14 protein-coding genes are annotated in these 12,794 nt (G+C 60.3%); 6 read left to right on the top strand and 8 right to left on the bottom strand.

Translation table 11 applies throughout. The features are described 5' to 3' along the window. Positions 1 to 48: 48 nt before the first annotated feature. Positions 49 to 414: an antibiotic biosynthesis monooxygenase gene (locus AC3WWR_RS03890; RefSeq protein ID WP_020795967.1), complete on the top strand. Its 366-nt coding sequence runs from the start codon at positions 49 to 51 to the stop codon at positions 412 to 414. Here AC3WWR_RS03890 and AC3WWR_RS03885 read toward each other — a convergent pair. The 4 genes from AC3WWR_RS03885 to msuE form a co-directional block, all read right to left on the bottom strand. Next, complete coding sequence (locus tag AC3WWR_RS03885) at positions 411 to 1,514, bottom strand: sigma-54 interaction domain-containing protein (RefSeq protein WP_020795968.1); 1,104 nt, start codon at positions 1,512 to 1,514, stop codon at positions 411 to 413. The two genes, AC3WWR_RS03890 and AC3WWR_RS03885, sit on opposite strands and share 4 nt — an antisense overlap. Positions 1,515 to 1,539: 25 nt before the next feature. Continuing rightward, positions 1,540 to 2,727, bottom strand: coding sequence for an acyl-CoA dehydrogenase family protein (locus AC3WWR_RS03880; protein WP_492598471.1), 1,188 nt, complete (start codon positions 2,725 to 2,727; stop codon positions 1,540 to 1,542). Between the two features lie 112 nt (positions 2,728 to 2,839). Then, positions 2,840 to 3,979 (bottom strand): FMNH2-dependent alkanesulfonate monooxygenase, encoded by a 1,140-nt coding sequence (gene ssuD / locus AC3WWR_RS03875; RefSeq protein ID WP_020795970.1) that lies wholly within the window; start codon positions 3,977 to 3,979, stop codon positions 2,840 to 2,842. A gap of 10 nt (positions 3,980 to 3,989) precedes the next feature. After that, a complete protein-coding gene (msuE, locus tag AC3WWR_RS03870) occupies positions 3,990 to 4,553 on the bottom strand; it encodes an FMN reductase (RefSeq protein ID WP_168758701.1) in 564 nt (187 codons plus the stop codon). A 389-nt stretch (positions 4,554 to 4,942) separates the two neighbouring features. Here msuE and AC3WWR_RS03865 point away from each other — a divergent pair, with 389 nt between their 5' ends. The 4 genes from AC3WWR_RS03865 to AC3WWR_RS03850 all read left to right on the top strand — a co-directional run bounded on the left by AC3WWR_RS03865 (position 4,943) and on the right by AC3WWR_RS03850 (position 9,165). Then, on the top strand, positions 4,943 to 5,212 hold the full coding sequence (locus AC3WWR_RS03865; RefSeq protein WP_020795972.1) for a hypothetical protein: 270 nt from the start codon (positions 4,943 to 4,945) through the stop codon (positions 5,210 to 5,212). 101 nt (positions 5,213 to 5,313) lie between these two features. After that, on the top strand, positions 5,314 to 5,928 hold the full coding sequence (locus AC3WWR_RS03860) for a LysE family translocator (RefSeq protein WP_020795973.1): 615 nt from the start codon (positions 5,314 to 5,316) through the stop codon (positions 5,926 to 5,928). Between the two features lie 206 nt (positions 5,929 to 6,134). Next, positions 6,135 to 7,292, top strand: coding sequence for an aminotransferase class V-fold PLP-dependent enzyme (locus AC3WWR_RS03855; protein WP_020795974.1), 1,158 nt, complete (start codon positions 6,135 to 6,137; stop codon positions 7,290 to 7,292). A gap of 64 nt (positions 7,293 to 7,356) precedes the next feature. Continuing rightward, entirely contained in the window at positions 7,357 to 9,165 is a 1,809-nt protein-coding gene (locus AC3WWR_RS03850; protein WP_020795975.1) for an aminopeptidase P family protein, read from the top strand. Between the two features lie 64 nt (positions 9,166 to 9,229). Here AC3WWR_RS03850 and AC3WWR_RS03845 read toward each other — a convergent pair whose 3' ends face one another. Both AC3WWR_RS03845 and AC3WWR_RS03840 read right to left on the bottom strand, forming a co-directional pair. Further along, positions 9,230 to 9,820, bottom strand: a complete 591-nt coding sequence (locus AC3WWR_RS03845) for a 2-hydroxychromene-2-carboxylate isomerase (RefSeq protein WP_020795976.1) — start codon at positions 9,818 to 9,820, stop codon at positions 9,230 to 9,232. Between the two features lie 39 nt (positions 9,821 to 9,859). Further along, the gene (locus AC3WWR_RS03840) at positions 9,860 to 10,588 is read right to left on the bottom strand and encodes an SDR family oxidoreductase (protein WP_020795977.1); all 729 of its coding nucleotides are present in this window, start codon (positions 10,586 to 10,588) and stop codon (positions 9,860 to 9,862) included. Between the two features lie 93 nt (positions 10,589 to 10,681). On the opposite strand from AC3WWR_RS03840, the gene AC3WWR_RS03835 reads away from it, so the two are divergent. Beyond that, positions 10,682 to 11,242: a TetR/AcrR family transcriptional regulator gene (locus AC3WWR_RS03835; RefSeq protein WP_083349554.1), complete on the top strand. Its 561-nt coding sequence runs from the start codon at positions 10,682 to 10,684 to the stop codon at positions 11,240 to 11,242. A gap of 12 nt (positions 11,243 to 11,254) precedes the next feature. Here AC3WWR_RS03835 and AC3WWR_RS03830 read toward each other — a convergent pair whose 3' ends face one another. Together AC3WWR_RS03830 and rhtA are read right to left on the bottom strand one after the other, a co-directional pair. Beyond that, on the bottom strand, positions 11,255 to 11,536 hold the full coding sequence (locus AC3WWR_RS03830) for a hypothetical protein (protein WP_033045385.1): 282 nt from the start codon (positions 11,534 to 11,536) through the stop codon (positions 11,255 to 11,257). 169 nt (positions 11,537 to 11,705) lie between these two features. After that, complete coding sequence (gene rhtA / locus AC3WWR_RS03825; RefSeq protein WP_020795980.1) at positions 11,706 to 12,593, bottom strand: threonine/homoserine exporter RhtA; 888 nt, start codon at positions 12,591 to 12,593, stop codon at positions 11,706 to 11,708. Positions 12,594 to 12,794: the final 201 nt, after the last annotated feature.

Here is a 12,794-nt window from a genome sequence, read left to right as displayed (position 1 = left end):
CACCTTCGGATCGCAAGATTCGCCTTGCACCTGAGTGGGGGATTATTCATGCACGCGCCAGCGAAACATCGCAGCTTCACCCAACTGATCGAATTCGAAATCGAACCGCAACAGCAATCGGCCCTGGTGTCAGCGCTGTCGCGGCAGACCGAGCGTCTGGCCCAGCACCACAGCGGCTTTCTGAGTGCCAGCATCCAGGCCAGCGAAGACGGGCGACGGGTGCTCAACTACCTGCAATGGCAAACCCGCGAGGCGGGGGAGGCGGCGTTTCAGGCGTTCGAAAGCGGGGAACAGGATTTCTGGCAACTGATTCGCGCTCATCAGGCGAAGACCGTGACCTTCGGCTCGTTCCAGGTGCTGCACAGCCTGGAACGCAGCCCCGACCACGGGTTGCACTGCACGCTGGTGGGTTAGATCGACAGTTGCACCAAGCGCTCACCCTGAATGTTTTCTGCGGGCCGGCGTTTGTTCACCGCCAGTTCACCCATCTTGATCAGGCGCGTGCGGGTCACATTGCGGCTCAGCCCCAGCAGGGCGGCGGTGTGCACCTGGTTGTAATGGCTGAAACGATAGGCGGCGCGCATCAAGGCATCTTCGACTTTCTCATGCAGCGCGCCGGCCTGTTGGTCGAAGAGTTTCTGGAAGGCCCGGTCGAGCAGGGCTTCGGCGCAGTCGTCGACCTGGCTGTGATAGTCGTCCTGACGCTCGATGCGCATGTTCGACAGGCGCAGGTCATCGCGTTCGATCACGCCGTTACGGCAAATCAACAGGGTGTGGTGAATCACGTTTTCCAGTTCGCGGATATTGCCCGGCCAACTGTAGCTGCGCAGTTTCAGTTCGGCCTCTTTGCTGATGGTGATGTCGCCGTAACCCAGGCGCTGACTATAGGCATTGATGAAGTGACGCGTCAGCGGCAGGATGTCGCCCGGGCGATCGCGCAGCGGGCTCAGTTCCAGGCTGACGACGTCGAGCCGGTAATACAGGTCTTCGCGAAAGTGCCCGGCGTTGATGGCTTTTTCCAGTTGCACGTTGGTGGCCGCGAGCACGCGCACATCAATGGGAATACTCTTGCGCGACCCCAGGCGTACCACTTCTCGCTCCTGCAGCACGCGCAACAACTTGACCTGGATCGCCATCGGCAAGTCGCCGATTTCATCGAGGAACAACGTGCCCCCGTTGGCTTCCTCGAACCAGCCGGCCTTGGCGCTCAGGGCACCGGTAAATGCACCTTTTTCATGACCGAACAATTCGGCTTCGACCAGGGATTCAGAGAACGCACCGCAGTTCACCGCTACGAATGGCCGGTTACGCCGGGCGCTGAGATTGTGGATATGACGCGCCACCAACTCTTTTCCGGTGCCGGTTTCACCAATGATCAGCACGCTGGCATCACTGGGTGCGACTTGTTGCAAATGCGCCAGCAAGGCCTGGGATTTCGGATCTTCGAAGACCTGCGCCGTGGCGCGTATCGACGTGGCCAGAGCGGGCGAGGGCGGTAAGGTCAGCAGTTGCATGGGGGCACGCTCCTTGATGGGCAAGCTATGAATAGAAAGTCGGAATCGGCAGGGCCTGGTTCAGCGCCCAGTCACCCAGTTCCTGGAGTTTGTAATCCACCGGGTCGTGCAGGGTTTGCGTGCGCAGGTTGCGCCAATGACGGTCCAGGCGCAGCGAGGCATGGGTCGAACGCGCGCCGGTCACCTCGAACAAGCGGCTGCACAACTCCAGGCCATTGCGCGTTGCCGCGACCTTGGCCGCGGCGATGGCGGTGGCGAGATATCCGCGCTCCTCGGCACTGAGGCTAGGACCTTTGGCCCAGGCCTTGTCGAGCAAGTCGGCGGCACGCTCCACCAGCAAACGCACGCCTTCGAGGGCCACCCAGAATTCACCGTAGTGACCGAGCACATAGGGGTCCTGGCTCACTTCCTTGGCAGTGGATTTATGCCATGGCCGGGTTTCGGTCAGTGTGTATTGCCGCGCCTCTTCGAAGGCGCCTTCGGCGATGCCGAGGAACAGGTGAGTAAACGTGAGCTGGGCGATCAGCGGGCGCAGGCAGGCGAACGGCGTACTCAACGGACCCGGATCGAGCAGCAGTTCCGACTCTTCGACCCGTACCCGTTCGAAGGTCGCGCTGCCACTGTCGGTTTGACGCTGACCGATGTTGTTCCAGTCGCTGTGCAGGGTAATGCCGCTACGGCCGCTGGGAATGGCGGCGATCAACAGCTTGCCACCGGCGTTTTCATCCACCGCAGAGGCGATCAGCATTTCTGAGTCGCTGGCGCCGGAGCAAAAACTTTTCTTGCCGGAAAACTCACGCCAGCCGCCGAGGTTTTTCACCACGGTGCGGGTGTCCAGGGGGTTGAGGGCATTACCCCAGAACCAGTTCTTGCGGGCGGTTTGTTCAAACCACGGCTGCCATTGTTCGGGCCGGGCGAACAGGCGCACGGTGGCGAGCATCAGGTGATGGAAGCCGAACACATGGGCAATCGAGCTGTCGACCTTGGCGAACTCGCGCACGATGGCCAAGGTTTCACTCCAGCTCGCACCCAGGCCGCCGAACTGTCTGGGAATGCTCAACGCCAGCAGGCCGCTGTGGCGCAACGCATCGCGTTCAGTCTTGGGCGTACCGCCACGCTCGTCGCGCTCAACGGCGGTCAAGGCAAACCCGGCGGCCAATTGGCGGGCGGTCTGCAACGGGGATATCAGGGCGCTTTGCGGTTTGGCGGTCACGCGGGGATCCTTTTCGGGTCCTGTAGGAGCTGCCGCAGGCTGCGATCTTTTGATCTTGATCTTTGAAATCAAAAGATCGCAGCCTGCGGCAGCTCCTACAGGACGGGTGACGTCAGGCTTTGGCCGGCAACACATCATTGGCGATCATTTCGCCAAACGGCCCGGTAAGGTTGGTGACACCGCGACCGGCCAGGCTGGCGTACGGCTCGGGCAACAGCGGGAACACCAGTTCGGCAAAACGATAGGCCTCCTCGAGGTGCGGGTAGCCGGAGAAGATGAAACTCTCGATACCCAGGTCCGCGTACTCCTTGATCCGCGCGGCCACCTGCCGTGGATCGCCCACCAGTGCGGTCCCGGCACCGCCGCGCACCAGCCCGACACCGGCCCACAGGTTGGGCGAGATCTCCAGGTTGTCGCGACGTCCGTCATGCAGCGCAGCCATGCGCCGTTGACCTTCGGAGTCGAAGCGCGAGAACGACTTCTGTGCGGCGGCGATCGTCTCGTCGCTGATGTGTTCGATCAATTTGTCAGCGGCTTTCCATGCGTCTTCGGCGGTTTCCCGCACGATCACATGCAATCGAATCCCGAACTTCACGGTGCGCCCGTTGCGCGCGGCCCGCTCACGCACATCGGCGAGTTTTTGCGCCACGGCCGCCGGTGGCTCGCCCCAGGTCAGGTAGACATCGACCTGTTCGGCCGCCAGGTCATGGGCGGCATCGGAGGAACCGCCGAAGTACAGCGGCGGATAGGGTTTCTGTACCGGCGGATAGAGCGCCTTGGCGTTCTGTACCCGCAGGTGTTTACCTTCGAAATCCACAGATTCGCCTTGCAGCACCCGGCGCCAGATCTTCAGGAACTCATCGGTAACTTCGTAGCGTTCGCTGTGATCGAGGAAACTGCCGTCGCCACGGTTCTCATCGGGGTCGCCCCCCGTCACCACATTGATCAGGAGCCGGCCATTGGACAGTCGATCCAGGGTGGCGGCCATGCGCGCAGAAACGGTTGGCGAAATGATCCCCGGGCGGATCGCCACCAGGTAGCGCAAGCGTTCGGTCAGCGGCACCAGTGCCGAAGCGATCACCCACGAGTCTTCGCAGGAGCGCCCGGTCGGGATCAACACACCGTGGTAACCGAGGCTGTCCGCCGCCTGGGCCACCTGTTTCAGATAATTAAGCGTTACCGGGCGTGCACCTTGGGTGGTGCCCAGGTAATGACCGTCGCCGTGGGTCGGCAGAAACCAGAAAACATCCATGAACAAATCCTTAAGCGATTTTCAGCAGATGGTTGGGGTGCACGCCGAACAACGGCGCCGCGCGTTCTGCCGCAAGGCGGATGCGAGCCTTCAAGGGCTCACTGGTTATCTGGTAATTGGAGAAATCGGCTTCGGTGGCATACACGCCAATCGGCAAGGTCAAGGCCTGGAAGAAACTGAACAGCGGCCGCAGTTGATGATCGAGCACCAGCGCGTGACGTTCGCTGCCTCCGGTGGCGGCCAGCAGGACCGGTGTGTTGACCAGGGCATTGAGATCGATCAGGTCGAACAGGTGTTTGAGCAGACCCGGATAGGAACCGCGATAAACCGGCGCGGCGACGATCAGCAAGTCGGCGTTTTCGATCGCTTGCAGTTCGGCTTCGATATCCGCTGCCAATTCCTGGCGCGACAGCGCCGCGCCCAGAGGCCGGGCAATGTCACCTAGCTCGATCAGCTTGCTGTCGATCGGCAGTTGCTCGGCCAGCTGCGCCAACAGCGCTTGGGTCAGCACCAGGGTGCGCGAAGGACGCCAGGTACCACCGGAGAGGGCAACGACTTTCAAGGGGCGCGACATGATCAGTTCCTTTTTAAACAGAAGCTCTGCGAGCAGTGGGTAGTCACCGGGTTGAGCAAGAGCTGTACCAATCCCTTGAAGCCCCGATTTATCGGGCTTTCAGCGCTCCGGGCAGGTCGCGCTGTTGATTTTCACGGGCTGTTTGTTGAAGGACTGTTGCCTGGTAAACAGTTGTTCGGGCAACAGTGGAGGCAATTGTTATAAAGCTTGTCTGTTATTCCTCAAAATACAATAAAACGATATTTATAGATCATTAAGAGATAAAAAGGCTGCAAACGGGCTGCATTAGAAAAACCCGATAGCGACTATCGAGAGCGTTGATTTTTGCTCGGCTAAAGGCGCGAGTAGCCTGTGTTCATTGCCCCGAACACAACGCCAGGACGCCGAAAATGAAACCTTTAATCGCCACTTTCTTGCTGCTCGCGGTCTCCGTACTTGCCGGATGTGCCAGCCATGTTTCCCCGGAATTGCGCCCTTACACTGCTGAAGAAACCCGAGAGCTGGCGCTGGAAGCCCTGAATCGTCGCGGCTTGTCCTTCGATGAATACCACGCGAAAAAAGCCGAACTGCTCGGCGAGCCACGGAAAACCTTTGGTTTCGACAAACAGGGCGAGATGAACGCCGAACGAGCTGTACAGCTGCACGGTCGCCAGAGCTGAGCCAAAACTGTACTGCTGGAACTTTCGCCTAACTGTCCATGGGTTTCCCCGGGTGTTCGCGATAGGGTCAATACCTGACTGACCCCGATGGATTGCCACCCATGACACTCTCGCTCGATCTGCTGCTGGGCTTTGCCCTGTTTGCCCTCGTCACCTCGATCACACCGGGTCCGAACAACACCATGTTGCTGGCGTCGGGGGTGAACTTCGGGTTTCAGCGGACCATTCCCCATATGTTGGGCATCACCTGCGGATTCTTCGTGCTGGTCGTGGCAGTGGGGTTTGGGCTCGGCGCGGTGTTCCAGGCGTATCCGCTGCTCTACACCGTGCTGCGTTACGTCGGTGCGGCGTATTTGCTTTACCTGGCGTGGAAAATCGCGCACTCCGGGCCTGTCTCGGACAGCGGCAAAGGCGAGCCCAAGCCGATCAGCTACCTGGGCGCCGCCGCATTCCAGTGGGTCAATCCCAAGGCCTGGATCATGGCCATCGGTGCCATCAGCACTTACACACCGATGCAGGGCTATTTCACCAACGTGGTTGTGATTGCCGCGGTGTTCGCCCTGATCAACCTGCCGAGCGTCGGTGTCTGGGCCGCTTGCGGCACGCTGCTGCGCAATGTCCTCAAGGACCGGCGCTGGTTGCGCCTGTTCAATTGGGGCATGGCCGCGCTGCTGGTGGCGTCGCTGTATCCGATCTTGCTCGATAGCTTTAGCTGACGCATTGCTTCAACCGCTCGCCCGATGCCTGTTAAGCTGGCTCATCAGGAGCGTTCCGACGCACTTTTAAATGAAGTTGTTCTTCTTTAACGGCATCCGATCAGGTATTGGTAACCTTCTGAAAACCGCACGCAGCTCATAAGGCTGCGTTTCGCCGTTTGCAGTCATGAGCTTCCTGATCCCGGAACACGCTCTGCGAGTCTTTTATGAATAAACGTCCGCTGTATTTCGACTATGCCGCCACCACGCCGGTGGATGAGCGAGTCATCAAGATCATGGTCGAGTGTCTGGGCTTTGACGGTAATTTCGGCAATCCGGCCTCCAGCTCCCACGCCTTTGGCCAACAGGCCCGGCAATCGGTAGAGCAGGCGCGGCGCCAGGTTGCCGAACTGGTTGGCGCCACGCCAGAACAGATCGTCTGGACCTCGGGTGCCACCGAATCCAACAACCTTGCCCTCAAGGGTGTGGCCCAGGCGCGCGGCTCGGCCTGCGGCCACCTCATCACCAGCCAGATCGAACACAAGGCCATCCTCGATACCGCCAGGCAGTTGCAGGACAGCGGCGTGGCGGTGACGTACCTGGTGCCGGATGCCGATGGCCTGATCACCGCGCAAGCGGTCAGCGACGCCATGCGCGAGGACACCTTCCTGGTGTCGCTGATGCTGGTCAACAATGAACTGGGCACGGTCAACGACATCCCGGCCATCGGCCAGGTGGTGCGCGAGCGCAATGCATTGTTTCATGTCGACGCGGCGCAAGGCGCGGGCAAGGTTGCGATCGACCTGGCGCAGTGGCCGGTGGACCTCATGTCCTTCTCGGCGCACAAGCTCTATGGCCCCAAAGGCATCGGTGCGCTGTATGTCGGCCCGCGTGCGCACCAGCGCTTGCTGGCGCAGATCCACGGCGGCGGTCACGAAGGCGGCTTGCGTTCCGGTACCCTGGCGACCCACCAGATTGCCGCGATGGGCGCGGCCTTTGCCCTGGCGGCGGCCTCGTTCCATGAAGAAAAAGCCTTGATCGTGCGCCTGCGTGAACGCCTGCTTGAGCAATTGCTGAGCATTCCGGGTGTGCGGCTCAATGGCAGCCTCACCCGGCGCATCCCGCATACCCTGAGCCTGACCTTCAGTGAAGGCGAGTTCAACTCCGCGGCATTGCTCGCCTCGATGGCGTTTTCCGCGACCTCGGCCTGTAATTCCGCCAGTAATGCGCCATCCCATGTGCTGCTGGCCTTGGGGCATGATGCCCGCACGGCGAGTCGCACCATTCGCTTGAGCCTGGGGCGGTTCACCACCGAGCAGGATATCGATCAAGCGGTACAGCTGATTAAAAGCGCCTGCGCCAGTGCTCCGGCATTCTGGCAATAGGGCAACCAGGCGCCGACCCTGATCGGCACTGAACAATAATGACAAGTGGTTAGCAGGAGTCACGATGAATACGCAGTTTACGATCACCGGGTCAGTGCCCCAGCGCCTGGCGCAAACCCGCGAGCTGATGAGCCGGGAGGGTATCCATGCCTTGCTGGTGCCGTCGGCCGATCCCCACCTGTCCGAATACCTGCCGGGTTACTGGCAAGGGCGCCAATGGCTGTCGGGTTTCCACGGTTCCGTTGGCACCCTGATCGTTACCGCGGATTTCGCAGGCGTCTGGGCCGACAGCCGCTATTGGGAACAAGCGAGCAAGGAACTCAAGGGCAGTGGCATTGAGCTGGTCAAGCTGCAACCTGGGCAACCCGGGCCGTTGGACTGGCTGGCCGAGCAAACCCCACAGGGTGGAGTGGTCGCAGTCGATGGCGCGGTGATGGCGGTGGCTTCCGCACGCACGTTGGGCAGCAAGCTTGAGGAGCGGGGCGCACGCCTGCGCACCGACATCGACCTGTTGAGCCAAGTCTGGAGTGACCGCCCGAGCCTGCCGAACGAACCGATCTATCAGCACTTGCCGCCGCAAGCGACCGTCAGCCGCGGCGAAAAACTCGCCAAGCTGCGCGAGACTTTGCAGGCACGTGTTGCCGACTGGCATTTCATTGCCACCCTGGATGACATCGCCTGGCTGTTCAACCTGCGTGGCGGCGATGTGTCATTCAATCCGGTGTTCATCTCTTTCGCCTTGATCAGCCAGCAGCAGGCGACGCTGTTTGTCGCGCTAGGCAAGGTCGATGCGCAGCTGCGTGCGGTCCTGGAGCAGGACGGCGTGACCTTGCGCGACTACAGCGAAGTGGCCGACGCCTTGCGCGCCATACCGGCGGGTGCAAGCCTGCTGGTCGATCCGGCGCGGGTAACGGCGGGCCTGCTGGGTAACCTCGATAGCGCTGTCAAGCTGATCGAAGGCCTGAACCCGACTACCCTGGCCAAGTCCCAGAAGAGCCTGGCAGACGCCGAACACATCCGCCAGGCCATGGAGCAGGACGGCGCAGCACTGTGCGAATTCTTCACCTGGCTCGAATCGGCCTGGGGCCGTGAGCGCATTACCGAATTGACCATCGACGAAAAACTGACCGCGGCACGTAAACGCCGGCCGGGTTACGTGTCGCTGAGCTTCAACACCATTGCCGCATTCAACGCCAACGGTGCCATGCCCCATTACCACGCCACCGAAGAAGAGCACGCGGTGATCGAAGGTGACGGCTTGTTGCTGATCGATTCCGGCGGCCAGTACCTGGGTGGTACTACCGACATCACGCGGATGGTCGCGGTCGGCACACCAACGGCAGAACAGAAACGCGATTGCACCCGCGTGCTAAAGGGCGTGATTGCCTTGTCCCGTGCGCAATTCCCCAAGGGCATCCTGTCGCCACTGCTGGACGCCATTGCCCGGGCGCCGATCTGGGCCGAAAGCGTCGACTATGGTCACGGCACCGGTCACGGCGTCGGCTATTTCCTCAACGTCCACGAAGGTCCGCAGGTGATTGCCTACCAGGCCGCCCCCGCGCCGCAAACCGCCATGCTGCCAGGCATGATCACGTCGATCGAACCGGGCACCTACCGTCCAGGACGCTGGGGTGTGCGAATCGAGAACCTGGCCATGAACCGCGAGGCAGGCAGCAGTGAATTCGGTGAATTCCTCAAGTTCGAAACCCTGACCCTGTGCCCGATCGATACGCGCTGTCTTGATACCTCGCTGCTGAGCGAAGAGGAAAAACAGTGGTTCAACGCCTACCACGCCGAAGTGCGCGAACGCTTGAGCCCGTTGCTCGACGGTGCTGCGCTGGAGTGGTTGAACACGCGAACTGCGGCCGTTTGACCGACTTTGGCCCGGGCGCTGTCTCCAGCGCCCGGGCTCACATTGTCGACTGGGCCCTAGGTTTTTAACTTAGGGCTTCGATGACAAAGTCCAATCGATCCTGGCCGAAGAACAGTTGCTCGCCGACGAACATGCTCGGTGCACCGAATACGCCGCGTTGCACGGCTTTTTCGGTGGTGTCCTTGAGGGCGCTTTTGACATCCTCTTCGGCGCTCAGGGCCAGTATCTCTTCCGGGTCGAAACCGTTTTCGCTCAGTACTGCCCCGACGGTGGCCGGATCATTGAGGTTGCGACCTTCGATCCACAGTGCCTTGAACAGGCAATCGACGAACGCGGCAAAGCGCTCAGGGTGGCGCATCTGCATACCTGTTACGGCACGCATGAGCACCAGTGTGTTGATCGGAAAGTGCGGGTTGATTTTCAACGGCACACCGTAGCGTTTAGCGTACCGATCAAGGTCTATGAACATGTAGCGGCCCTTTGCAGGGACGGTGGCCGGGGAGGCGTTGCCGGTGGCTTTGAACACTCCGCCGAGCAGGATTGGCACGTAGACCAGTTGGCTGTCGGTCTGTTCACAGATCTTCGGTAGCTGGGTATAGGCCAGGTAGGTGGCGGGGCTGCCCAGATCGAAATAAAACTCCACGGTTTTGCTCATCGTCGATGCACTCTTCTTGTTGTCGTAGGGTGGGGCGGATCACCAGCGTTCGCTCCAGGGGCGCAGGTCCAGCTCGAAGGTCCAGGCGTCGCGGGGCTGGCTGTGCAGGTACCAATAGTTCTCGGCGATGTGCTCGGGGTCGAGAATGCCATCCTGGTCCTTGGTGGCGTACTTCTCGGGGAAGCTCTCACGGATAAAGTCAGTATCGATCGCGCCGTCGACCACGACGTGGGCGACATGAATATTCATCGGTCCCAGTTCGCGAGCCATGCTTTGTGCCAGCGCACGAATCCCGTGCTTGGCTCCGGCAAACGCGGCAAAGCCTGCTGCGCCGCGCAAGCCGGCGGTGGCGCCGGTGAACAGGATGGTACCCCGTTGCCGCTTGGCCATGCGCTTGGCCACTTCCCGACCATTGAGAAAGCCTGAGAAACAGGCCATTTCCCAGATCTTGAAATACTTGCGGGCGGTTTCTTCAAGAATGCTGCAAGGCACGTTGGCGCCGATGTTAAACACGAACGCTTCGATCGGGCCGATGTCGCTTTCGATTTGCTCGACCAACGCAATCACATCGTCTTCTTTGCGGGCATCGCAGGCGAAGCCGTGGGCTTCGCCGCCGCCAGCCCTGATGGCATCGACCAGTGGCTGGAGTTTGTCCGCGCTGCGACGGGTCACGCAGGCAACGAATCCCTCCTGTGCAAACCGCTTGGCAATGGCGCCACCCGTGGCATCTCCCGCACCGACAACCAGCACGACCTTCTTATTATTCATTGCCTGGACCCCTTTAGTAAACGATCGTTAACTAAACGAACGTTATGCTACGATTCGACAGGCGTCAAGATCACGGAACCTGAGGGAAGGGCCATGCGTTATTCAGCCAGTCACAAGCTGGAAACCCGAGAGAAACTGCTGCAAAGCAGCGCGCTGTCGGCCAAGCAATCCGGGTTTTCCACGGTGGGGGTCGACGGTTTGATGAAAGCCATCGGCTTGAGTGGTGGCGCGTTCTACAGCCACTTCGCGTCGAAGGACGCGTTGTTCGCTTCCATAGTCGAGCGTGAGTTGCGTCAGAGCCTGGAGCGGCTGGGGGCTGATCGGGGGCGCGACAAATTCGAGCGTTGCCTCAAGCTCTACTTGAGCATGTCCCACGTCGAGCACCCGGAAACAGGTTGTGCATTACCGGCGTTGGGGGCTGAGATCGCCCGCTCCGATCCGCTGATTCGACAGCAGGCTGAGCACTGGATCTGCCAGCTTCAGGAAAGTTGGGCGCGGGTGCTGGAGAGCGACAGTCTTGCTTGGGCGATTCTGTCGCAATGCATCGGTGCACTGGTGGTGGCGCGAATGCTCATCACGCCGGATCTGCAGCGCAGGGTGCTGAAGTCCAGCCATGAGGAGATCGGCCGCCAGTTGGCAGGCCCCAGGACCTGACAACGGCTCAGATCATTTACAGATGACGATCATGCTGCGGCTGGCATAGCCCGCGGGGTTGAGTCCGAACGGATAATCACCCGGCTCTTCCACGGCATCGCCGGATTTGGCGATGACCTTGTAGTTCTTGGGGGCGCACGAGTTGGCGGCGCTGGTGTAGCACTGTTCCCACGAGGACGACAGCCCCGAACAGTTGATATGAATGCCTTTCTTTCCGTGTTTGATCTGGGGTTTGGCGGTCGCCGCGCAGCCCGCAACTGCAAGAACGGCGATCAGTATCAAAATTCGTTTCATTGCTATCCTTGTAGCGTTCCCGGATCTATCGCCCGGTCTGGCAGTATTCGCTTGCGCATGAAGCGTTTTGAGGTCCCTGTCCTGAAAAAGTCCATTTCTGGCACTGGGTTGCGGGCCTAAACATGGCCTAATTGAGCGGTAAATACCAGAGTCTGTGTAAAACCGGTCGTCAATCGGCTGCAACGGCGGGCTTGGCGGCACTGCCCATCGTCATGGTGGCACCGACGGAAGCCAGGATGATGCACAGGATGGCCATCCACTGTGACAAAGACAGGAATTCATGCAGGAACAACAAACCGGACAAGGCACCCACCGCCGGTTCGATGCTCATTAATGTGCCGAAGGTCTTGGCCGGCATGCGCGTGAGGGCAACCATCTCCAGCGTATAGGGAAGGGCCGTGGACAGGATGGCAACACCGATGGCGATCGGAATCAATGACGGGGTCAACAGCGCTGCACCCGCATGAACGATGCCGATGGGGGCGACGAACAGGGCGGCAATCACCACCCCCAAGGCGGCGGTCTGTACACCGTTGTCGGCACCAGCCTTCTGCCCGAAGAGAATGTACAGCGCCCAGCAGACCCCTGCACCCAACGCGTAACCGGCCCCCAGTAGATCAATCCCTTGTGCCGTGGCCCCCGTCGGTATCAATAGCAGCAGGCCGACAGCGGCCAGGGCAATCCATAAAAAGTCGATGGCGCGGCGCGAAGCATAGATGGCAACGGCCAATGGCCCGGTGAACTCCAGCGCGACCGCGATACCCAGGGGAACAGAGCGCAGGGACATGTAGAAGAGGAAGTTCATGCCGCCCAGTGCCATGCCGTAGACAATGACGGTGCGCAGTGATTTTGCGGTGAGCTTCGCTCGCCATGGGCGCAGCAGCAACACCATGATCACGCTGGCAAAGGTCAATCGCAAGGTGGTGGTGCCCTGGGCGCCGATAATGGGGAACATGCTTTTGGCCAGCGAGGCTCCCGACTGAATCGATGCCATGGCTATTAATAGCAGGCCGACCGAAAACAGGGTCGAGGCAAGGCTGCGCGGCTGATCGTTCATTGGGAGGCACCGTCCGAGGTATGGAACTTGAGTGTTGTGCTTGGTATTGGGCAATATACTGCGCAATCGGTGCAGGCGCGTCTATATATAAGCGCTGTTTTTGTGTTCTCGATAGAAAAACCAGATCAATGCTTGACGGCAGATTCTGGAAGCCTATAATTCGCCCCACTTCCGGCGCAGTCGAAACGGAAAACTCCTTGG

This window comes from Pseudomonas sp. EB271-G4-1, assembly GCF_058791355.1.
Note: the sequence above shows the minus strand (reverse complement) of the source record. Positions and strands in the feature narration are given on the sequence as shown.

Bases quoted from the DNA above. Each gene is read 5' to 3' on its own strand.
- AC3WWR_RS03890 (WP_020795967.1), top strand. From the start codon at position 49: ATGCACGCGCCAGCGAAACATCGCAGCTTCACCCAACTGATCGAATTC.
- AC3WWR_RS03840 (WP_020795977.1), bottom strand. From the start codon at position 10,588: ATGAATAATAAGAAGGTCGTGCTGGTTGTCGGTGCGGGAGATGCCACG.
- AC3WWR_RS03850 (WP_020795975.1), top strand. From the start codon at position 7,357: ATGAATACGCAGTTTACGATCACCGGGTCAGTGCCCCAGCGCCTGGCG.
- AC3WWR_RS03860 (WP_020795973.1), top strand. From the start codon at position 5,314: ATGACACTCTCGCTCGATCTGCTGCTGGGCTTTGCCCTGTTTGCCCTC.
- rhtA (WP_020795980.1), bottom strand. From the start codon at position 12,593: ATGAACGATCAGCCGCGCAGCCTTGCCTCGACCCTGTTTTCGGTCGGC.
- AC3WWR_RS03865 (WP_020795972.1), top strand. From the start codon at position 4,943: ATGAAACCTTTAATCGCCACTTTCTTGCTGCTCGCGGTCTCCGTACTT.
- msuE (WP_168758701.1), bottom strand. From the start codon at position 4,553: ATGTCGCGCCCCTTGAAAGTCGTTGCCCTCTCCGGTGGTACCTGGCGT.
- AC3WWR_RS03845 (WP_020795976.1), bottom strand. From the start codon at position 9,820: ATGAGCAAAACCGTGGAGTTTTATTTCGATCTGGGCAGCCCCGCCACC.
- ssuD (WP_020795970.1), bottom strand. From the start codon at position 3,979: ATGGATGTTTTCTGGTTTCTGCCGACCCACGGCGACGGTCATTACCTG.
- AC3WWR_RS03830 (WP_033045385.1), bottom strand. From the start codon at position 11,536: ATGAAACGAATTTTGATACTGATCGCCGTTCTTGCAGTTGCGGGCTGC.
- AC3WWR_RS03855 (WP_020795974.1), top strand. From the start codon at position 6,135: ATGAATAAACGTCCGCTGTATTTCGACTATGCCGCCACCACGCCGGTG.
- AC3WWR_RS03885 (WP_020795968.1), bottom strand. From the start codon at position 1,514: ATGCAACTGCTGACCTTACCGCCCTCGCCCGCTCTGGCCACGTCGATA.
- AC3WWR_RS03835 (WP_083349554.1), top strand. From the start codon at position 10,682: ATGCGTTATTCAGCCAGTCACAAGCTGGAAACCCGAGAGAAACTGCTG.